At 58.8% G+C, this 20,666-nt stretch carries 21 protein-coding genes; 14 read left to right on the forward strand and 7 right to left on the reverse strand.

The window, feature by feature from the left end; genetic code table 11:
• The first annotated feature begins 38 nt into the window (after nucleotides 1–38).
• The 10 genes from ACYZUC_RS00490 (at nucleotide 39) to ACYZUC_RS00535 (ending at nucleotide 10,000) form a co-directional block, all read left to right on the forward strand.
• Complete coding sequence (locus ACYZUC_RS00490; RefSeq protein WP_461992663.1) at nucleotides 39–650, forward strand: acyltransferase; 612 nt, start codon at nucleotides 39–41, stop codon at nucleotides 648–650.
• Nucleotides 647–1,603 carry a glycosyltransferase family 2 protein gene (locus tag ACYZUC_RS00495; RefSeq protein WP_461992665.1) on the forward strand — a complete coding sequence of 319 codons (957 nt, stop codon included), beginning with the start codon at nucleotides 647–649 and terminating at the stop codon, nucleotides 1,601–1,603. The genes ACYZUC_RS00490 and ACYZUC_RS00495 overlap by 4 nt, the downstream gene beginning before the upstream one ends.
• An 8-nt stretch (nucleotides 1,604–1,611) precedes the next feature.
• Complete coding sequence (locus tag ACYZUC_RS00500; RefSeq protein ID WP_461992667.1) at nucleotides 1,612–2,136, forward strand: serine O-acetyltransferase; 525 nt, start codon at nucleotides 1,612–1,614, stop codon at nucleotides 2,134–2,136.
• 43 nt (nucleotides 2,137–2,179) lie between these two features.
• Nucleotides 2,180–3,157, forward strand: a complete 978-nt coding sequence (locus tag ACYZUC_RS00505; protein ID WP_461996790.1) for a glycosyltransferase family 2 protein — start codon at nucleotides 2,180–2,182, stop codon at nucleotides 3,155–3,157.
• 7 nt (nucleotides 3,158–3,164) lie between these two features.
• On the forward strand, nucleotides 3,165–4,100 hold the full coding sequence (locus ACYZUC_RS00510; protein WP_461992669.1) for a DUF535 family protein: 936 nt from the start codon (nucleotides 3,165–3,167) through the stop codon (nucleotides 4,098–4,100).
• 75 nt (nucleotides 4,101–4,175) lie between these two features.
• Nucleotides 4,176–5,378: a glycosyltransferase gene (locus ACYZUC_RS00515; protein WP_461992671.1), complete on the forward strand. Its 1,203-nt coding sequence runs from the start codon at nucleotides 4,176–4,178 to the stop codon at nucleotides 5,376–5,378.
• Complete coding sequence (locus ACYZUC_RS00520) at nucleotides 5,375–6,562, forward strand: glycosyltransferase family 2 protein (protein WP_461992673.1); 1,188 nt, start codon at nucleotides 5,375–5,377, stop codon at nucleotides 6,560–6,562. The genes ACYZUC_RS00515 and ACYZUC_RS00520 overlap by 4 nt, the downstream gene beginning before the upstream one ends.
• Nucleotides 6,562–7,296, forward strand: coding sequence for a WecB/TagA/CpsF family glycosyltransferase (locus ACYZUC_RS00525; RefSeq protein ID WP_461992675.1), 735 nt, complete (start codon nucleotides 6,562–6,564; stop codon nucleotides 7,294–7,296). The genes ACYZUC_RS00520 and ACYZUC_RS00525 overlap by 1 nt, the downstream gene beginning before the upstream one ends.
• Before the next feature lie 375 nt (nucleotides 7,297–7,671).
• On the forward strand, nucleotides 7,672–8,805 hold the full coding sequence (locus ACYZUC_RS00530) for a hypothetical protein (protein WP_461992677.1): 1,134 nt from the start codon (nucleotides 7,672–7,674) through the stop codon (nucleotides 8,803–8,805).
• A gap of 58 nt (nucleotides 8,806–8,863) precedes the next feature.
• Nucleotides 8,864–10,000, forward strand: coding sequence for a glycosyltransferase 61 family protein (locus tag ACYZUC_RS00535; protein WP_461992679.1), 1,137 nt, complete (start codon nucleotides 8,864–8,866; stop codon nucleotides 9,998–10,000).
• Between the two features lie 54 nt (nucleotides 10,001–10,054).
• Here the strand turns inward: ACYZUC_RS00535 and ACYZUC_RS00540 are convergent, their stop codons facing one another.
• The 7 genes from ACYZUC_RS00540 to ACYZUC_RS00570 form a co-directional block, all read right to left on the reverse strand.
• Entirely contained in the window at nucleotides 10,055–11,479 is a 1,425-nt protein-coding gene (locus ACYZUC_RS00540; protein ID WP_461992681.1) for an undecaprenyl-phosphate glucose phosphotransferase, read from the reverse strand.
• A 384-nt stretch (nucleotides 11,480–11,863) separates the two neighbouring features.
• Nucleotides 11,864–12,385 carry a cytochrome C gene (locus ACYZUC_RS00545; RefSeq protein WP_461992683.1) on the reverse strand — a complete coding sequence of 174 codons (522 nt, stop codon included), beginning with the start codon at nucleotides 12,383–12,385 and terminating at the stop codon, nucleotides 11,864–11,866.
• A 124-nt stretch (nucleotides 12,386–12,509) separates the two neighbouring features.
• The gene (locus tag ACYZUC_RS00550) at nucleotides 12,510–13,031 is read right to left on the reverse strand and encodes a methylamine dehydrogenase light chain (RefSeq protein ID WP_392890180.1); all 522 of its coding nucleotides are present in this window, start codon (nucleotides 13,029–13,031) and stop codon (nucleotides 12,510–12,512) included.
• Between the two features lie 17 nt (nucleotides 13,032–13,048).
• The gene (mauD, locus tag ACYZUC_RS00555) at nucleotides 13,049–13,669 is read right to left on the reverse strand and encodes a methylamine dehydrogenase accessory protein MauD (protein WP_008041094.1); all 621 of its coding nucleotides are present in this window, start codon (nucleotides 13,667–13,669) and stop codon (nucleotides 13,049–13,051) included.
• 3 nt (nucleotides 13,670–13,672) lie between these two features.
• On the reverse strand, nucleotides 13,673–14,212 hold the full coding sequence (locus ACYZUC_RS00560; protein WP_461992686.1) for a MauE/DoxX family redox-associated membrane protein: 540 nt from the start codon (nucleotides 14,210–14,212) through the stop codon (nucleotides 13,673–13,675).
• A gap of 13 nt (nucleotides 14,213–14,225) precedes the next feature.
• Nucleotides 14,226–15,374, reverse strand: coding sequence for an amine dehydrogenase large subunit (locus tag ACYZUC_RS00565; RefSeq protein ID WP_461992688.1), 1,149 nt, complete (start codon nucleotides 15,372–15,374; stop codon nucleotides 14,226–14,228).
• A gap of 283 nt (nucleotides 15,375–15,657) precedes the next feature.
• A complete protein-coding gene (locus tag ACYZUC_RS00570; protein ID WP_461992690.1) occupies nucleotides 15,658–17,139 on the reverse strand; it encodes a sensor histidine kinase in 1,482 nt (493 codons plus the stop codon).
• Between the two features lie 338 nt (nucleotides 17,140–17,477).
• On the opposite strand from ACYZUC_RS00570, the gene ACYZUC_RS00575 reads away from it, so the two are divergent.
• The 4 genes from ACYZUC_RS00575 to ACYZUC_RS00590 are packed head-to-tail and all read left to right on the forward strand — an operon-like array spanning nucleotide 17,478 to nucleotide 20,657.
• Complete coding sequence (locus ACYZUC_RS00575) at nucleotides 17,478–18,641, forward strand: acyl-CoA dehydrogenase family protein (protein ID WP_461992692.1); 1,164 nt, start codon at nucleotides 17,478–17,480, stop codon at nucleotides 18,639–18,641.
• 25 nt (nucleotides 18,642–18,666) lie between these two features.
• Nucleotides 18,667–19,038 carry a hypothetical protein gene (locus tag ACYZUC_RS00580; protein WP_008033901.1) on the forward strand — a complete coding sequence of 124 codons (372 nt, stop codon included), beginning with the start codon at nucleotides 18,667–18,669 and terminating at the stop codon, nucleotides 19,036–19,038.
• 3 nt (nucleotides 19,039–19,041) lie between these two features.
• The gene (locus ACYZUC_RS00585) at nucleotides 19,042–19,512 is read left to right on the forward strand and encodes a nuclear transport factor 2 family protein (protein ID WP_461992695.1); all 471 of its coding nucleotides are present in this window, start codon (nucleotides 19,042–19,044) and stop codon (nucleotides 19,510–19,512) included.
• Complete coding sequence (locus ACYZUC_RS00590) at nucleotides 19,509–20,657, forward strand: amidase (RefSeq protein WP_461992697.1); 1,149 nt, start codon at nucleotides 19,509–19,511, stop codon at nucleotides 20,655–20,657. The genes ACYZUC_RS00585 and ACYZUC_RS00590 overlap by 4 nt, the downstream gene beginning before the upstream one ends.
• The last annotated feature ends 9 nt before the right edge of the window (nucleotides 20,658–20,666 follow it).

Below are 20,666 nucleotides of genomic sequence, written 5' to 3' on the forward strand. Positions count from 1 at the left end.
GCACGGATGAAAATCGCAGAATTTGTGAGGCTGACAGGATGATAGGGCTGGCAAGACGTGCTGTAAGTTTTTACGTCAACAAAACGGGGCGGGGACGCTGGCTCTTTAAACGGTTTTGTAATCCTGACGGGTTCGAGTGGGCCCGATATCTGGCGCGCTGGGGATCGCTGCATTCCGTCGGCAGCAATGTGTGGATCAATGTCGGGTGCAATATCGCTGACCCTTCGCTGGTGCGTCTCGGCAACAACATCGCTTTAGCGGATTGCACGCTGTTCTGCCACGATGGAGCCGTTTTCTTCTCCACTCTCTACAACGTAAAACTCGATTCCGTCGGACCTGTCGACATCCGTGACAACTGCTTTGTCGGGCATGGTGCGATCATCATGCCGTGCGTGACCGTAGGTCCGGGTTCAATTGTCGCCGCAGGTGCTGTGGTCAGGAAAGATGTTCCGCCTGGTGTCGTGGTCGCGGGCAATCCAGCGAGGGTCATCAGTACCGTTGACGAGCTGATGAAAAAATTCGAGACGCGCTGCAACGACTATCCGTGGATGGACATGATCAGAGAACGCAACGGTGCCTTTGATCCAAGCGTGGAGCCGGCGCTGATGGCCATGCGAGTGCAGTACTTTTTTGGCGAGTCACAAAAATGATCAATACTCCCCTTGATGTGCTGGTCGTCAACTACAACACAGCGAAGCTGTTGCAGCCGATGTTTGATGCATTGCGCCAGTCAAACAGTGCGGATCGAACGCGCTACTTGATGGTGGACAATGCCTCTGCCGACAATTCGCTGGAGTGTCTGGCCTCCATTTGCCCAGAGGCGTTGCTGCTGGCCAATGACAATAACGTGGGTTTTGGTCGTGCCAACAATCAGTTGGTTGAACACCTGCAGGGCAAGTACGCGCTACTCCTCAATACCGACGCTTTTGTTGCCGCCGACACCCTGAACAAAACCCTCGAATACATGGAGGCTCATCCTGATTGCGGCGTGCTTGGCGTTCGGCTGGTCGGGCGCGAAGGCGACTTGCAACCCTCCTGTCGCTTTTTCCCCACGCCGTTGAATGTCTTCCTTTCCCGTACGGGGCTTGAACGTTTTTTTCCGGTGGTGAAGCGGGTCGACGACATGGAATGGGATCACGCCTCGGTCCGTGAATGCGACTGGGTGCCCGGGTGCTATTACCTGATTCGCCGGGAAGTCATCGACCAGGTGGGCTTGTTCGACCCGCGCTACTTCCTTTACTACGAGGAAGTTGACCACTGCAAACGCGTTAAACAGGCCGGTTGGAAGGTGGTTTTCTACCCGCATACCACGGTGGTGCATATCGGTGGTGAAAGCGCCAAGACAGTGGTTGAACTCAACGCGGTCAGCCGGCAAATACCCAAGATGCAAATCGAAAGCGAGTTGTTGTACTTCCGCAAGCACCACGGTCTGCTGGGGTTGGGCTGGCATATGTTTCTGGTTTGCCTGGGGGATCTGATTCTGGCGCTCAAGGCGCTGCTCAAAGGTCGTGGCCGAGCCGCCATCGCAGCGTGCTGGCAGCATACGCGTGCCACTTGGGCGCTGCTGCGTGAAACCCGATTCGCTACCCAACCCACACGATAGGTCAATCAATGTTCGAGAATATACGGGCGGACTTGCGTGCCTATGGTGGTGATTGGGGCGCTCAGGGATTCTGGGTCATGCTGGTTTATCGTTTTGGGCGCTGGCGCTACGGTGTGCGCCCGGCACTGTTACGCAAACTGTTCTCTTTTATCTATAAAGTGCTCTTCAAACTGGTGCAGATCATGACGGGCATCGAGTTGCCCTGTGAAGTCGTGGTCGGGCGCAACTTCGTCATCGATCATTTCGGCGGCATTGTGATCAGTGGCTATGCGCAGTTTGGCGATGATTGCCGGATCCGCAATGGCGTCGTCGTGGGCCTGAAGAATGTGAACGAGCCGATTGCCCCGGTGATTGGTAATAACGTGGATATCGGTACCGGGGCCAAGGTATTGGGCAACATCCGCATTGGTAACAATGTCGTGATCGGGGCCAACGCCGTGGTGCTGACCGATGTACCCGACGACTCGGTGGCCGTGGGTGTGCCCGCGACCATCAAGAAAAGGAAGTCTGTTGAAACAAAGGAATACTCATGAGCTATCCGAAGGGCTGTTTCGATGGCGGCGCTGAGTGAGCGCCATGACTACCGGCCTGGGTGTGGTGGTTATCGGTCGCAATGAAGGCCTGCGGTTGCAGCGTTGCCTGGCGTCGCTGGTTGATGCCGCGCAGCAGGTCGTTTATGTCGACTCCGGCTCAACCGATGGTTCGGTGCCAATGGCGCAGGCGCTTGGCGTCGAGGTGGTCGAGCTGGATATGAGCATCCCTTTTACGGCTGCACGCGCGCGCAATGAAGGATTTTCCCGGGTGCAACGCGTGTTGCCTTCGCTGCGTCATGTGCAGTTCGTCGATGGTGATTGCGAGGTCGTCGGCGGCTGGCTGTCAAAGGCGCAAGCCTTTCTGGATGTGCATCCTGAGGTGGCGGTGGTGTGTGGGCGACGCCGTGAACGCTTTCCTCAGCATTCGGTTTACAACCTGTTGTGCGATCTCGAATGGGACACGCCGATAGGTGAAGCCAAGGCCTGCGGGGGCGATGCGTTGATGCGGGCTGACGCCTTCGCCGAAGTGTCCGGGTTTCGGCCGGATCTGATTGCCGGGGAAGAGCCCGAGTTGTGTGTGCGTCTGCGTGCCAAGGGCTGGAAAGTCTGGCGTCTGCCTGAGGAAATGACCCTGCACGATGCGACCATGACCCGGTTCGGCCAATGGTGGAAGCGAACCCTGCGCGGCGGCTACGCTTTTGCCGAAGGTGCTTATTTGCATGGGGCGGCCCCCGAGCAGCATTGGTTGCGTGAGTCACGCCGCGCCTGGTTCTGGGGCCTGGGCATTCCGCTGGCAACTGTTCTCGCCAGCCTGGTGCTGGGAGGGGCAGGCCTGCTGTTGTTGCTGGTCTACCCATTGCAGGTCGTGCGCCTGGCCCGTCGGGGTACGGGATCCACGCGGGAAAACTGGCTGCAGGCATTCTTTCTGGTGCTGGGAAAATTCCCCGAGATGCTGGGGCAATTGAAGTTTCTTTTGAACAGGTTCGGCGCTCGCAAGTCCGCGTTGATCGAATACAAGTGAGACTTAAATGAATAACTGGCAACTGCTGAAAAACGCGTTTTCTTTACACGCTGGTTATTCATTGAGGGCCGTGAAAAACAAGCTCAGATTAATGATTTTAGTGGCGAAGAACTGGGCTGACCTCAAGTTGTTCACGGGGCGCATGTCGAACGCTCTGGGCAGCGCCGGTTTTGCGAAGTTGGGCGGGGATTGTGTGGGGGTCGTTCATTGGCCCTACATCAGCAAAAGCTGGAACCCTCAGGACCGGCTGAGTGTGTTGGCCTCGCACTATGAGGTGGTGACGAAAAGCTGCCCGCAGCTATTGCTGTTTGGTCGAAGTGAAAGTCTGGTGCTGAGTGACTTGTCGGCCTTCGCTGCCGATTGCTCCCTGGTGCTGGATCGACCCATTTGGTTTATGCGCGAAGGCGAGCTGGTGTTGAACCTGTTTCAGGGTGATTTACGCATTGCATCGATTGCGTTCACCTTGTGTTGCACCGAGGGTGAGCTGTGTATTTTCATCGGTGCCGTGCAAGGGATTCACAAAGGGGTGGAGAGCGAACGCTCCCTGGAGATTTACCGGGAGCTGACAAAAAGTTTCGAAGGTCTTCGGCCACGAAGTTTTCTGATTGAAGTCATTAAATACATCGCAACCCGGATTGGCGTTGAAAAGATCTACGCAGTAAGCGATGGGTTCCGTCATCACCGGCACGCCTATTTTGGTGCTGAAAAAACCCAGGACCTGGCAGCCAATTACGATGTGATCTGGCTGGAACATGGCGCGACACCGTCAGCGCGGGAAGACTTCTTTGAAATCCCCATGGCCCCGTCGAGCAAACCGCTTGAGAGTATCGCGTCGAAAAAACGCGCCATGTACCGCAGGCGTTATGAGCTGCTGGAGGACACGTTCAAAAAGATAGACGGCGTGTTGATTGGCAGTTATAGCCACCCGCGTGGGGCTGATTGACGTTCCAGTCCACTGAACTACTGCGGGATGTCCCGCCGTAATCATTCACCGCAACGACAGCCAAGCTTGGTGCCTATGCGTATCGCTTATTTCATCAATCAATACCCCAAAGTCAGCCATAGCTTCATTCGTCGCGAGATTCTGGCATTAGAGCGTCAGGGCTTTGAAGTGCAGCGCATTGCCCTGCGCGGCTGGGATGCGCAGTTGGTGGATGCCGAGGACGTGTCCGAACAAGCCCAGACCCACTATGTGTTGCAGGGCGGAGTCAAAGCGCTGGCAGGGCCGGTGCTGCAAGTGCTGCGCGCGCAGCCGCGGCGCTTTTTTTCGACGCTGTGGCTGGCGTTGCGCATGGGCCTGCGGGCCGATCGGCCGTGGCCGTACCATGTGATCTATTTGTTCGAGGCGTGCCGGTTGTTGTCCTGGTTGCAAGCGTTCGATGCCAGGCATGTGCATGCGCATTTCGGCACCAATTCAACCGAGGTGGTGATGTTGGCCCATGCGCTCGGTGGGCCTGCGTACAGCTTTACCGTGCACGGCCCGGAAGAGTTCGACAAACCACAATTTATCCATCTGGGCGAGAAAGTCCGGCGCGCGGCGTTTGTCGCGGCGATCAGTTCTTATGGGCGCAGCCAGTTGTTTCGCTGGGTGGAGCATGCGCATTGGGAAAAGGTCAAGGTGGTTCACTGCGGCCTGGAGCGGGCGTTTCATGAGGTGCCGACTGTCGCAGTGCCGTCCGTGCCACGGTTGGTGTGCGTGGGGCGCTTGTGCGAGCAGAAGGGGCAACTGTTGTTGCTTGAGGCGGCGCGAAAACTGGCGGCGCAAGGCGTGGTGTTCGAGATCGTACTGGCCGGCGACGGGGAAATGCGTGCAGAGATCGAAACCCTGATTGCGCGGTACGGCTTGCAGGCGCAGGTGCGCATTACCGGCTGGATCAGCAGCGATCAGGTGCGGGCGGAAATCCTGGCGGCGCGGGCCCTGGTGTTGCCGAGCTTTGGCGAGGGCTTGCCGGTGGTCATCATGGAAGCCATGGCCTTGCGCCGGCCCGTGCTGACGACCTACGTGGCGGGCATTCCCGAACTGGTGCGTCAGGGCGAGAACGGCTGGTTGTTTCCCGCGGGCGCCGTGGATGAGTTGGCGGTGGCGCTGGCCGACTGCCTCGCGCAACCTGTCGAGGTGTTGCAGCGGATGGGCGATGCCGCGTATCAGCGTGTGCTGGAGCGGCACGATATCGATACCGAAGCGGCCAAGTTGGCTGAATTGTTTAAGGCGAGCGCATGATCACGTTACTGGGTTGGCTGTTCAGTGCACTGCTGATACTCATCGTCGTGCCGGTGTTGGTGTTGTTCGTGCAGGTGCTGCTGGCCAGCCTGCCGGCGCGATCACTTGCCCCGGCGCAAGGATCGCGACCGAGGGTGGCGGTGCTGGTGCCGGCTCACAATGAGTCCTCGCTGATCGTCGCGACGTTAAACAGCATTCTGCCGCAACTGCTGGCGGGCGATCGCCTGGTGGTTGTCGCGGACAACTGTACTGACGACACGGCCGCGCTGGCCCGCGCCGCGGGTGCCGAGGTGGTGGAGCGCAGCAATGCTCAGCAGCGAGGCAAGGGTTATGCACTGGACTTCGGGGTGCGTTACCTGGCCAGCGATGCGCCGGATGTGATGATCGTTGTCGATGCCGATTCGCGGGTGGGTGAAGGCTCGATTGAGCGTTTGGCACTGTGCTGCATCGACTCCGGGCGTCCAGCACAGGCCCTGTACTTGATGCATGCGCCTGCAGGCTCCGGGTTGAAAGTGCAAATTGCCGAATTCGCCTGGTGCGTGAAGAATCGGGTGCGAGCGCAGGGATGGGCCCGCGTGGGGTTGCCTTGTTCGTTGATGGGCTCGGGAATGGCGTTCGTCTGGCGGGATCTGGCATTGATCGAATTAGCCAGTGGCCACATCGTCGAAGATTTGAAGATGGGCCTGGATTTCTGCCGAAGCGGCAAACCGCCCCTGTTTTGCCCCGGTGCGTTGGTCAGCAGTGATTTTCCGCGCAGCGAAGAAGGCCTGGGTATCCAGCGTACACGCTGGGAGCATGGTCATCTCGGGGTCATCCTCAGTGATGCGCCAACGTTGCTGTTAGAGGCTATCCGCAAAGGCAACTTGAACCTTCTGGCAATGACCGCGGATTTACTGGTCCCGCCGCTGGCCTTGCTGACGTTGCTGCTGGTGGTCGCCTTCAGCCTCTCATGGCTGGTGGTGTTGCTCGGCGGCGCGTTGGCGCCAGCCTTGATAGCGTCTTTCGGGCTCGCGCTGTTGGGCGTGACTGTCTTGCTGGCATGGAGTCGATTCGGTCGCGGGATCATCGCGTTTTCAGCCTTGTTGTATGCGCCGTTCTACGCGTTGAAGAAAATCCCGCTGTACATTGGTTTTGTGCTCAAGCGCCAGGTCGACTGGGTGCGTTCGAAGCGAGATGACACCTGATGAGCCCCTTATCCTGGCAGCACAACTGGCAAACCATCCTGCGCAAACTCAGGGTGGTTCGCGATGCTGGCGACGAACAACAATTGATTGATGCGTTGTCCCGGTCTGAGGGGACGACAGTGCTTGGATTCGTCAATGCCCATGCCATGAACCTGGTGACGGCCAACCCCGCCTACTACGACGCGCTGTCGGCGGCTGACGTGTTGTTACGGGATGGCTCCGGCATGGCCATCCTGTATCGTCGACTCGGTCTCGAACCGGGTCTGAATATGAACGGCACCGATTTCATCCCCAAATTACTGGCCGCCTACAAGGGCCGGCGCGTGGCGTTCTGGGGAACTGAAGAGACCTTTCTGACCAACGCGGTGCGGCACAGCGAAGCGGTGTTTGCGGTCAATGTCGTCTCTGCTCACCATGGTTTTGCCGGGGTGGATGATTACGTCAACCTTGCCCGTCAGTCACTGCCGGAACTGGTGGTGCTGGGGATGGGCATGCCCAAGCAGGAAGTCGTTGCCGCGAGGCTGGCCGCCAGTGGCGTGCCATGCCTGGTGGTATGCGGTGGGGCGATCCTGGATTTTCTCGGTGGCAAGGTGACGCGTGCTCCGCAATGGGTGCGTCGCCTCGGTTGTGAGTGGGTGTTCAGGCTGCTCAGTGAGCCAAAGCGATTATTCACTCGCTATATCGTGGGTAACCCAACGTTTTTGTTACGCACACTCATCTGTCGAAGTTCCTGATGTAACAGGAATTTGACGTCAGTTTTAATATTCGGGCTGCCTGAAAAGCACGTCTGAAATATCTTGCAAAACTCTGCGCCAGCATCTTTACTCAGCCTTGTATTGCCGACTCGGCGGATGAGTTGGAGCGTTTTTTTGTTAAGGTTGGAGGCGAATAAATGACGTCAGAAAATCTTGATTACAGAGAGTGAGTGGCGAGTTTCTCGCAAGAAAGACAGCTGGGCGTACATTCAAAAAACAGCGCACATCATATTGGCAGTTATGGTTTGCCGCATATTTTGAAAAGCGTGATGAGCTATCGACTCTCATTTCGAGTGTTTGATCTATTGGTTTGAAAACTCAAATGAACGCTTCTTGACGTGTGCTAATAAACAAATGAAAGCATATATATCAAAGCTGATACATAAGTTAATGTCGCCTTCCTTGCGATTTGAGCTAAGAAAAGCGCTCGCCTGGTTACGCGATATAGCCGCGCGGGCCTGTGTTTGGCGCTGGGAAATTGCCAGGTTCAAACTGCGGGAAGACAGCCGCTACGACATTCTTTATGTGGGCAGAAAATCCCAGCGGGAATTTGTGAAGGTGCTCTTGGGGGCTGAGACTCAGGGGGCTGATAACCTGTCGAAATCAGACCGCACGGTCGTTGTCAGTGACATGCCGACCTGGGGTGCATTGTATGTGCCGCAATACCTGAGTGCTGTCGTGCCGCTGCGCAGATCCATTGATGAGATTACGGCGCGATACAACACCGAGTTACGGCGCAATCTACGCAAGAACCGGTTGCGCTACGGTATGAAGCAAGCATTGAACGATGATGAGATTGAAACGGCGGATCGGGAAATGCTTCAACCCTATGCCAGGGCCCGTCATGGCTCAGCCGCCTCGCAAATCGCATCACATGAAGTTCAACGGGTGGCTAAAAGTGCCGGACGCCTCGATCTGGTGGTGTTGGAAGACCAGGTTGTTGCCTGCCATCTGGGGTGCGTCGTCACTCGCGCGGGCAAGCGCTACTGGAGCACTGTGCGTTTCGGCTACCCAGACGAGGTGTTTTCAGACGCCAAAAAATTACGTGAAGTCAATTCCATCACCACGTTCATGGCGCTTGAGTGGGCAATAGAAAACGGATTTGATTACTACGATATCGGGACGTGTCTGGCACGTCCGGACGACGGGCTTCTTGAGTGGAAAAGAAGGCGCGGCGGTGATGTCGATACGCTGGGAAACCATGGCTACGTGTTTGTTCGGCTGCCCAGGACCGGCGCTGCGCAGTTTCTGTGGGAGACGCCACTTTTTGCTGTTGAAGGCAAACATTTGACACTTCATCTTGGAATACCCGACGGGCCAAGTGATGAAGAAGTTGCAAATCGATATCGTGAAATGGGCTTTGGGGGACTATCCAAACTGTATCTCCATTGTTCCAGGGAGCCGGACGCCGCGCTGCTCGATAACTTGCGTAGTCGCTACGCTCATTTGAATTCACCGCCCATTCTGCAAACTATTCTCTGCACTTGAATAGGCGGGAGACGTTGAAAAAGTAAATGCTGTGTAATCATATTGCGCCGGGGTGTCTATGACGGAATTCAACGCGTTGGCAAGTAGCGGCCCGGCGAAGTGGAGCCTGGAGGCCTATAAACACCTCTTTAAAACACGCCTTGCCCGGAAACCAGCGTTAACGCTGCAAAGTATGGCGGTGAAAACCTGGGACATTGCGCCGGGTGAAGTCGCGTTTGTTCAACCCGCCTTCTTTCTTCCCAATCAACTTGAGCGTGTGACGGGATGGGAAGAGCAACTTTTTTATCCCCATGAACATCCTCGTCGCACAATGGAAGGCGTCGGTCGTGTTGAACATGGGCCGACCCGGGGTTATTTGCTCAAAGATGCCTGGTTAATCGATGGCGCGCTCTACAAAGGAAGCGCCAAATCCTGGTTGACGCCTGGCGTGGGCCGGCTGCCTGGGGTTCGCGTTGAAAACGAAATCGAGCGCGGCGCGTTGTATTGCACGGCGGGGGGCAACAAGTGGTTTGGCAGTTGGCTGACGGACGATTGCCTGACCTATTCACTGGCCTGCAACGAAGGCGTTCCAGTGACCACGGCTCCCTCCGGCAACAGTGTTTCCACCACCAGGAACGGCATCCTTCACACCCCCGGTTATGAGGACTGGCTTGGCATGAAGCCGGTTCGTTTACGTAATGCGTTTTTTCGTGAACTCGTGATCTTTGACGACATAAGCCAAAATCGCCACAAGCATCTGCGCTTCCGTGCAATGGGCGAAAAGTTGCTGTCCCACGTCAACACGAGCGCTCATCCAGGCGTGTTTATTCTGAGAGGTGGCCGCGGCGATTTACGCTTGTTGCGTAACGAAATGGAGTTGGCTGAGCGTCTGCGTGATCGTCGAGGTTTTCGCATTCTCGACCCGGCGCTGTGCGATGTTGCGACCATTGTCGCGACCTGTGCCGGTGCAAGAACCGTGATAGGGGTCGAGGGCAGTCAATTGATCCATGGGGTTAATGTATTGCCGCCAGGTGGTTCGCTGCTGGTGTTGCAACCTCCCGAGCGTTTCATCTGCTATTTCAAGTACCTGACCGATCGTGATCATCAACACTTTGGTTTTGTCGTCGGTACTCCCGCGGGCAATGGTTTTACTATCGACCCCGATGAGGTCGAGCGCACGCTGGACCTGTTTCCGTCATCGTGCGGCGAAGTGTAGGAGCGAGGAAACTCGCTCCTGCAGTTTCATTTCCGGCCAGGCATTCACCACGCACTAATAGGCCTGTTTGCCGGAGAAGGCAGATACCGTTCGTAAAAGAATGATGAAGTCGAGCCAGAGCGACCAGTTGTTGATGTACTCGATGTCTGAGTCAACCCGGCGAATCATTTGTTCTACATCTTTCGTTTCACCGCGAAGACCCCGCACCTGCGCCAGCCCGGTGATGCCCGGTTTAATGTTATGTCGCGCAAAGTAGCCCGAGACATCGGGCGAGTACTGCACGTCGTGTTGAATCGCATGTGGGCGAGGTCCCACCAGCGACATTTCGCCCATCAACACGTTGAACAATTGCGGCAGCTCATCGAGGCTGGTTTTGCGAATAAAGGCGCCCACCCTGGTCACGCGTGGATCATTCTTTTGTGCCTGCTTGACGGTGCCGTCCGAAGACTGATGGACCACCATGCTTCTGAACTTCCAGATACGGAAAACCTCGCCACTCCACCCCATGCGTTGCTGACGAAAGAACACGGGACCTGGGCTATCGATCTTGATCGCAAGGGCAACTAACGCCAGCACTGGCGCCGCAAAAAGCAGGATCAGAAAAGCTCCGACCTTGTCTTCGAGATTCTTCAGGAACAGTCGCATCCCCATCAGCGGAGTTTCAGACAACGTCAGCACGGGAATGCCGGCAATCTCGCGAACACTGTGGTTGATCAACTTCAAGGCGAAAATGTCAGGCACCCAGTTAACCCTGACGTGTTTATCAAACAGACTTAAATACACCTTCTGGATAACTTCGGAGCCACCCACAGGGGTCACAAAATAGACGGTACGAATGGCGTGTTTGACAACCAGATCATCAAGATCAGAGATATTGCCCAGTATCGACAGGCGTGGTGCGCCTTCAACGCCTTCCTTTCCCCAGTCATCGTCTGCGCCAATCAACACACAGCCAACGATGCGTTCACCGAGCCAGGGGTTGTTACTGATTTTCCTGTGGAGGTAGCTCGCCAGCTCGCCCGAGCCAATGATCAACGAATTTTCCAGTTGCGTCGGGTGGGCCAGAAACTTCTTCTGCATTTCCCGTGTGGCGAGGTGCAAAAACAACTGGGCGAAATAGCCAAGAACAAATAACTCCCCAACCAATAGCCGCGAATACCGTTCGCTGGTTTTGGTCAGAAAAGCCATGGCAACGAGAAAACCAAAGGTCGCGGTCCATGCCTTCATAAGCTTGAAGGCTTTGACAGTGAACCCGACATTGCTGCGGTAAATGGCATAGTGGTCGTACACGACGGCCAACGCGCCAAGCAGCAGCAAGAGCATGATGACGTAGTCTTGCGAGATGAAGCCGATGTGATAATTGATCAAAAACCACGCAACACCGGTTACCGCAACGCAATCGAGACCGGCCTGAATAACGATACTGGTACTGCTTCTTCGCTGGAGAACGGAACGGGTACTGTTAGGCTCAAATATCATCTTTAGACCTCATTTGCTTTCCCTTGCGCTCGGTGATGACGAGATTCAAGTCAACACAGCTCTCGTTTGAGAGCCTTGGCGTCACCGACAAGCTGCTCATACTTGTGACAGGTTTGCACCCTCAAATGCGTAAATCCGGTGAGACAAAGACAGGTGCTGTCACTTTAGCACCACTGTGCAAACATTCACTCAATAGCTGCGGATTCAGACAACATCCATAAATAAAAATGCACTCGGACACAAGGTGCCGGGCAAACCACGGTGAGACGCCTGCGTGGCGTTTGCCCCAAGGTCGTCTTGTCATCAGAGAGGAGAGTTGGTGGAGCGGAAGGGCGGGGGACCAGGCCCCCGTTGTTGCAATGACGGCTTTGATTCAAGCCGTTGTCAGTTGTTCATCCCGTCTTCAATTGCGATGCCTTGCGCACGCATTTGCTGGATCAGTCCGGCGCGGGTGCCGGGGAGGTTGAGCATGGTTTCTGCGCGCAGTGCCGCCACTTCTTCGGCGCTGTAAGGCTGATAGTCGGCTGGCGTGCTTTTGCCTGCCATCCCGTCGGCACGGATCAACCAGTTGAGCAGATCGGCCAATTGCGCATTGTTCAAGGCGGACTGCGACATGCCCGGCACACGCACGAGAAACTCGCGGCCGCCCGGCACTTTCAGAAAGTTGCCGACAAACCCGGCCATCCGGGGCGTGTCATTCGCGGCAGAACCCATGCCATTGCCCAAGTGGCAACCGGCGCATTGCAGTTGGTAGTTCACGCCAACGCTGTAACCGGCCTGGGCAATTGGCTTTTGCAGGGCTTCATTGCCCGGCGCATGCCGTTGCGCCGGGTCCGGGATGGCCCGGGCATGAACGAGCGGGGCGGTCATGGCGCAGACAAGACCGAGGATGAGCAACCTACCCATAAGCAGCACTTCCCTCTATGCAGGAGAAATCGGACCTGTAGGAGCCAGCTTGCTGGCGATGGCGTCCTTGAAAACGCCATCGCCGGCAAGCCGGCTCCTACAAATAGCCAACCGCAATCAAGCGTTAAACCGCGACGCCACGAATGATCGAAACGGTGCAGTGGTAGATGTGCGATTTGGCGGCCAGGCACCAGTTCACATCGTTGTTGTTGAACGGGCGATAGGCCGGTTCTTCACTGTCGTTACGGGTGCAGGCGCACTGCGCACAGCTCTGCTTACCGCAGCAGTCGTTGTACGAAATGATGTAATCCTTGCCGTCGGCCGGGTTGCGGCAGGTGCCGATCCAGGTCACTTGCGACGCTTCCGTGCCCGGTGGGCAGGACGTCACCGACCCTCCGCAGCAGCTGCACAAAAAGCCGTCGATGGAGCAGTAGCGCCAGTAGTCGCAGGTGTTTGGATCACCCGGGTCACCGGCTTTCGGGTTATCGGCGGCCAGGGCTTTGCTGGTGCGATCCAGCGGCAACAGCAGCGGCAACGCGGCGCCGGCAACCATCAGAGAGCCCATGCGCGACAGCAGTTTGCGTCGCGAAGTGGTGTCGGCAACACGACGAGTCGAACGCTCAAACAACAGATCCAGCAGTTTCATGAAAGTCTCCTGCCTTATCAGTGGCTATGGCCGTGGCTGTGGTCGTGTGCATGCGGCTGGCTGTTGAGGTATTCCTGCAGCGTCGCGCTTTTCAGGTGCTCGACTTCGAACAGGCTGTCCAGGTGCTCGCGGGAATTGACCAGGCCTTTGGCGCGCAGGGTGCCGCTCTTGTCGATCAGCGCGGCGTACGGCAGCTTGCCGATCTGGTAGGTCATGCCCACTTCAGGCCCGACCACATAAGTGGCGTCTTCCAGTTTGTGTTCGGTGATCAGCTTTTGCTGTGCGTCCATGTCGCCGTCGCTGATGAACACCACGTCGAGTCGATCGGCTTGTTCCTTGGCGATGGATTTGATCGCCGGCAGCAGCGACTTGCAGATCGGGCAGGTTGGCGAGAGGAAGAACAGCAGTTGCGATTTCTCGCCGGCATAGCCGAAGTTCACTGGGCGCCCTTTGCGGTCGGAAGCGGTGACCTGCGGCGCGGCTTCATTGACCGCCACGCCCTTGTCCATCATCAACGCACCGGCCGGGGCCAGACGGCCGTGCAGCACACCAATCTGACGGACCAGGCCCATGACGGCAAACGCCACGGCCACCAGCAGTACCCAGAGCAGAACGTTGGAAACGATTAAGCCTTCCATTGATCACCTACCAATCAGTTTGAGCAGAAGAGGGGAGTTCGCCAGCAAGCCATCGGCTGCGGCGTAAATCAGCAGCGCGACGGCGCTGGCGGCGACAGTCACGAAACCGTCGAAAAAACCCAGGTCACGAACCACCGGCGAGACGCTGGCCAGCAACGCCAACGCTACCAGCGCGCTGTTGCGCAGCAGCAGAACCGGGCGCAGCGGTTGAGCCTGGTCCGGGCCGGCACAGCCGCAGTCGATATCGCGACGGCCGCGCCACAGGTTGATGCCAATGACTGCTGCATACAGTGCGATCAGGCTGGCGGCGCCCAACGCTGCCCAGGCACGGCTGACCGGTACCAGCAGCGCAAAGGCGATGGCCAGTTCAACCACCGGAATGAATCGTGCGATGGGGCGTACGGCCACGTCGGGCAGCAATTGGTAGTCCGCCAATTGCCGGGCAAAACGTGCCGGCGCGCGCACCTTGTGGGTCGCGGCACTGGCCAGCAGCACCGCGATGGCGAGGGCGCTGGCAATGATGAAGATCGGATCTAAGTGCATGGCCGAACCTCGGTTAGTAGCTCATGACCTGAGTCGCGGTTTTCGCGACCTTCGCCATGCTGCCGGTGAGCGTGTTGGTCTTCAGGTCGAAGATCTGCAAACCGCCTGCAACGTCGGCGCCCAGCAGCAGCGGCTTGTCGTCGCCGGTGGCCTGCATGCTCCACACCGGAACCGGTGCCTCCAGCGTGGCGATCTTCTTGTGGGTTTTCAGATCAAACGCCCAGATCAGCGGGCTTGGGTCTTCCCACTTCATCGGTTCGTGCGCGTCGTGCATCAGCACGTACAAGCGGTTCAGCTTCGGCGCGACGGCCATCAGCTGCCAGCCGCCGGGTGCCCAGCCGGCCTTCTTTTCCTCGTCGCTGGTCAACGACCATGACGGCAGGATTTTCGGCGCGTCGGCCGAGAAATCCACCGGGCGCACGGTGCCCGTGGTGGTGGTGAAGTAATAGGTGTCGCCGACGTTCACCGCGCGTTCCACCAGTTTTTCCGCGTTCGGGTCGAAGAACGGCGTGCGGCTGCGTGCGGTTTCCTGGCCCTGATCGTTCAGCGTGATCACTTGCAAGCTGCCGTCGCCGCACAGCGAGGCGAAGCGGCGATTGCCGATCGGGTAGTTGAGCACGCAACCGGGAATCGCCAGTTCGGCGGTGACGGCTTTGGCCTGGGTGTCGACCACGGTCACCGAGGTCGACGGGGTGAAGTTGTAGACGTAGACAAAGCGGTCATCGCCGCTGGTCTTCAAGCCGTAGCGCTGGGTCAGCGACTCGGCGCGCTTGGTTGGGATCAACAGCTCCCAGGCCGGCGACAGGGTCGAACTGTCCCAGGCGGTCAGCACGTCGGTGCGGGTGCCACGAGTGCCGCGCGAATAAAAGATGTCGGCGCTGTAGAGGGTTTTCTGATCGTGGCTGAGCGTCGAGGGCGCAGCAAAACCAGTCGGCACCATGCCGAGCACGCGCTTTTTATCGGGGTCGACCACGGTGACACGGCCGGCCACGAAACTTTCGAATTCGACGTCGACGATAAAGGCCCGATGAACTTCCGGCGGAAATGCCAGAACGGTCTGGCCGATCGTGTCAGCGGGCAGATCCGCGCTGGCATTGTTCAAACCCAGTACCAGCAGGCTGAGACTCAGCGCTGACTGTACGGTGATCCTGGTGGCTCGCATTAGGGGGAACTCCCTGAATTATTGTTCGTGCAAATCGCAAGTGCATTGGCAGATTTTTGCAGTTCGATTCTGCCTCGCTGGCAGAAGGGGGGAATTGCTGTGGCTGCCAAGCGTTTGTGTGTCTGTGCCAGTCTCGAAAAACAGGCTGAACACACCGCAATTGCAAGCCAAAACCACTGACCTGTAGGAGCCAGGCTTGCCGGCGAAGGCGTCCTTGAGTACGCCTTCGCCGGCAAGCCTGGCTCCTACAGGTTCGTGGTTTGATTCAGGCCTTTCGGAGGCTTCAGGCGGGAGTTGCGAGGGGAATGGAGAAGGTGAAAACAGCGCCGCAGGGCTCAAGGTTTTGCGCCCAGATGTCGCCGCGATGGCGGCCGATGATGTTTTTGCAAAGCGCCAGGCCAATGCCGTTGCCGCTGACCTTGGAGGAGAAGAAACCGTCGAACAGCTTCTCTTGCGCCTCGGCCTGAATGCCGCGACCGCAGTCTTCGATGCGCACCAACGCCACGTCGTTTTCGCGGCTGGCGTGAATGCGCAGCATCCGTCGTTCAACAGGCAGATCGCTCATTTCTTCAATCGCGTTGAACGCCAGATTAAGAATGACCTGACCGATCAGCACCTTCTCGCAGCTCACCCACAGCGGCGCGGGACTGGCGACAATCTCGACGCGGACCAGGCTCGGATCGGCGCGCAGGCTGATGAAATAGCGGGTTTCGCGCAGCAGTTCGTTGAGGTCGATCAGCTCTTCGGCCTGCTCCAGTTTGACCACGTAATCGCGCACGCTTTTGATGATCAGCGACGCATGTTCGATTTGCCGCACGGCGTTTTGCAAACCCCAGGCGACGCCCTGATCCGTGGTGGACTCCTTGCCCAGGCGAATCACCGCGCCTTCGATGAAGTTGCGGGTGGCGGCCAGCGGTTGGCTTAGCTCATGAGCAATGGCCACGGCCATTTCACCCATGGCGTTGTAGCGCGCCAGGTATTCGAGTTTCTGCTCGCTGACCCGTCGAGCTTCTTCGGCGCGCACTTGTTCGGTGACGTCGCGAAACAGCAGCAGGTGGCCGACCAGGTCGTCTTCGATCTCGATAAAACGACACGTCGCCTCATGCCAGCGCCACTCACCGTCGCGGCGTTGCAGGTGGTAGTGCACGCGGAACGGCGCATGTTCCGGGGTCCCGCTGGCCAGCTGTTGCAGCAGCCGCTGGCGTGAATCGTCGTCGCACCAGGACAGGAAATTTTCGCCGATCAGCGCGTGTTCTTCGCTGTTGAGCAGGTGCGCGCCGGAGTCACTGATAAAGCGGATATCACCTTCAGGGCCGAGCACCGCGACACCTTCGGCGAGGTCCTGCATGAATGCCTTGAGCCGGCTTTCGAAACGCTTGAGGTCGCGCTTGACCTTGTCCTCCCTGGAGATGTCGCGGAACTGCACCATCAGCACATCGCGACCGTCCAGATGCACCAGCGTCGCGACGGCCTCGGAGAGGATTTCCACGCCTTGCTTGGAGCGATAACACCACTCGATGGCGCGCTGGCCCGTGCGCGCTGCGCCTTCCAGCCAGCGCAGGCCGACCGAACGCCGGTACTTGGGCGCGTCGCGGGTCATGTCCGGGGCTTTCAGCGGCGTCAGTTCTTCCAGGGTAAAACCCAGCGCGTCGAGGGCGGCGGTGTTGGCCCAGAGGATCTCCTTGCTCTGCGCATCGTGAAGAATGATGCACAGCGGCATGGCTTCGATGAGGGTGAAGAAGTCGTGCGGTTTTGGCAGGTACATCGCGCAGTCCTGAGGAACCGGTGAAGGGAAAGTATGGCTTTTTATACCCGCTTGCGCGTGGGGATGCGCTCAGAGGTAACCGGGGGCGGGCTAGGGGATTCCTTTAGTGAAGAGGCTGCACGCACCAATAGTGGCGACCCGACGCGGTTTTTACACTGGACCTCAATGCAAGGGCAGCCACGCATCTTCTCTGTAGGAGCGAGGCTTGCCCGCGAAGAACGATAACGCGGTCTGCCATTGAAACCGCGGTGCCTCGTTCGCGGGCAAGCCTCGCTCCTACAGGGGGCGATGTTGTCCAGCCTCGGCCCACTAACAATAAGTAAAACGGAGAGAAGCCCATGCTGCGTTCAGCTGTCGCGGAGAAAGACCCTCTACCAGGCGTCGACGGCAACACCGTCCACCGCCAGGCCTTTGAGCAGGTGCTGGCGGAAGTGCGCCAGCGTCGCGATGAATTCGACGCCGGTTCCCACGTGCCACGGGACATGATCGAACGCTTCAAGCACGTGGGCATCTACCGCGCCGCCACGCCGAAATGCTTCGGCGGTGACGCCCTGGCGCCGGCGCTGTTCCTGCAAATGATCGAGCGTATTTCCGAAGCCGATGGCTCTGCGGGCTGGGTCGCCAGTTTCGGCAGCGCCGGGGTCTATCTCGCCGCATTACCGACGGAAACCCTCGCCGAAATCTACGCCCAAAGCCCTGATCTGGTGTTCGCCGGCGGTCTGTTCCCGCTGCAACCGGCGGAAGCTGTCGAGGGTGGCTGGCAGGTCAACGGCACCTGGAAATTCGCCAGCGGCTGCAAGGGCGCCGACTTGCTCGGCGTGGGGATTGGCGCGGCGGGTGGCAAGCCGCGCACCGCGGTGTTCCGTGCGGACCAGGTCGAGATCATCGAAAACTGGGACGTGGTCGGGCTCAAAGGCACCGGCAGTCACGACCTGCGCGTCAGCGACAAACAAGTCGACGAACGCTGGACCTTCATCCGTGGCGGTGCCTCGACCATTGACGAGCCGCTGTTCCGCTACCCGTCGATTGCCTACGCCGCGCAAGTGCTGGCCGTGGTCAACCTTGGCCTGGCCCGTGCCGCCCTCGACGAAGTCAGTCGTATGGCCGCCGGCAGCGGCATCACCGGCGCACCGAAAATGGCCGACCGCGCCTACGTGCGCATCGAGATCGCCAAGGCCGAAGCCCGGCTCGCCGCCGCCCGTGGCTTCTTCTACAACGCCACCGAGCAAGTATGGAATTCGATCCTGGCCGGCAACCCGGTCACCGCCGAGCAAACCAGCCTGTTGCGCTTGTCGGCGATTCACGTGTCCCAGGCCGGTGCCGCCGTGGTGCAGAGCGCGTACAGCCTCGCCGGCACCACTGCGATTTATCTGCGCCATCCGCTGCAGCGCTACCTGCGCGATTCGATGGTGGTCACCCAGCACGCGTTCCTCAGCGAAGGCCTGTACGACGGCGCCGGCTCGGTGTTCCTCGGCGTGCCGCCGTTCCCTGGCTACATCTGAACCCACTATTCAAGGATCAATATTCATGTCCCAGACCACTCAAGAACCGCTGCGCGTCGTCTTCTGCATCGGCATCACCCAGAACTTTTTCGACCTGCCCACCGGCGAAGGCCTGAGCGTCTGGAAAGGCTTCAGCCAGATGATGGGCTCGCTCGGCGCCATGCCCGGCATCACTGTGCTCGGCGCGATGGACGATGACCGGCTGATGGTCGGCCCGTCCACCACCTCGCCTTGGACCGTCTACATCATGGCCGACGTCGACTGCCACCAATCGGTGATCGATGCCTGCAACCTGTTCCGCACCACGCCGGTGAACGAGTACAGCCTGTGGCGTTACGCCAAGGTCGAAGCGCGCATCGGTCGTCCACTGACCATCCCTGATGCCGCCAGGGTGTAAGTCATGAACGAGGCCTTGTTGCAGCGTCTGGCGACGCTCGAAGGGGAGAGCCAGGTGCGCCGTTTGATGGCGCGCTACATGGACCTGTGCGATGTGCCGAGGGCGATCACCCACGTCAGCGAGCTGGCGCTATTGTTCTGCATCGACGCCGTGTGGGAAGGCGTCGGCAGCGTCACCGCGCAGACCTTCGGCCAGCATCACGGGCGTGATGCGATTGCGGCGTTTGTCGGCGGTTACTTGCCGCCCTCGGAGCACTTTCGCCTGAACCTGCATTACCTCACCAGCGAGTCGATCCTGGTTGACGGCAGCACCGCGCAGGGGCAGTGGATCATGCAGCAGGTGTCGACCTACGCCGATGGGCGCAGCGAGTTGTTCGGCACGCGCTTGAACATCGATTTTCGCTGTGTCGAGGGTGTCTGGCTGATCGCACATTTCCGCACGCAACGCTTGTTCAATTCGGAGCTGGGAAAATGAGCACGTTTATCAGCGAATTTTTACTCGGTGGCGACGGCAAGCGGGTCGCGATCAAAGACTCGATCGACATCGCCGGGCATCCGACGCGCTCGGGCAGTCGTGCGTTTGCCGAGGTTGAACCGGCGCTGCGCAACGCCGACGTGGTGGACGCGATCCTCGACGCAGGTTGGCAAATCGTTGGCAAAACCAATATGCACGAGTTGGCGTTTGGCGTGACCGGGATCAACGACTGGACCGGCACGCCGATCAACCCGCAAGCACCGGAGCGCGTGCCGGGCGGCTCTTCCAGCGGTTCGGCGGCAGCGGTTGCCGCCGGTCTGGCGGACATCGCCATCGGCACTGACACCGGCGGCTCGGTTCGCGTACCGGCGGCGTGCTGCGGCATCGCTGGCTTGAAACCGACTTATGGGCGGGTCAGCCGGGTCGGTGCGCATCCAGCGGTGTCCAGCCTCGATTGCGTCGGGCCGTTTGCCGCCGACATGGCGGATCTGATTGCGGCGATGCAAGTGATTTGCCCTGGGTTTCAGGCACAAGGCTTGCCATCGAGCAATGTGTCTGTGGCTTTCCTGAACGTCGACTGCGACTCGCATCTTCAAGCATGCCTCGGCGCCGCCGTCGACCGCGCAGACTGGCGTCGCAGCCAACTGCACCTGAGCGATTTCGAAGCCGCATTCGCCGCCGGCCTCACCGTGATCAATTTTGAAAACTGGGCCGCGTTCGGCCACCTCACCGGCAAAGGCCTGATCGGCGCGGACGTTGAGCAACGCCTGCTGGCCGCGAGTCGCACCAGCGCGGCGGACCTGGCGCAAGCCGAGAAAGTCCGCGCGCGCTTCAGCCAGCAAGTGGACGCGGCGCTGGAAGACTTTGCGGTGCTGCTGTTGCCGACGATGCCCAGCCTGCCACCGACGCTGGTCGAAGCCCGCAGCGCCAGCAAAGCGGTGGCCGGCATGACCCCACTGGTGCGGCCGTTCAACCTCAGCGGCCATCCGGCGTTGACGGTGCCGGTGGAGCTGGAGGGCAGCGGGCTGAAAGTCGGCCTGCAGATTGTCGGCCGTAAAGGTCAGGACGAGCTGGTCTGCGCCTTCGGTGCGCAACTGCAACAGAGCATGGCCGGCGAACGGTCGACCCCTAACAAGAAATCATAAAAAGCCATG

It is taken from the genome of Pseudomonas sp. GT1P32 (genome assembly GCF_054897805.1).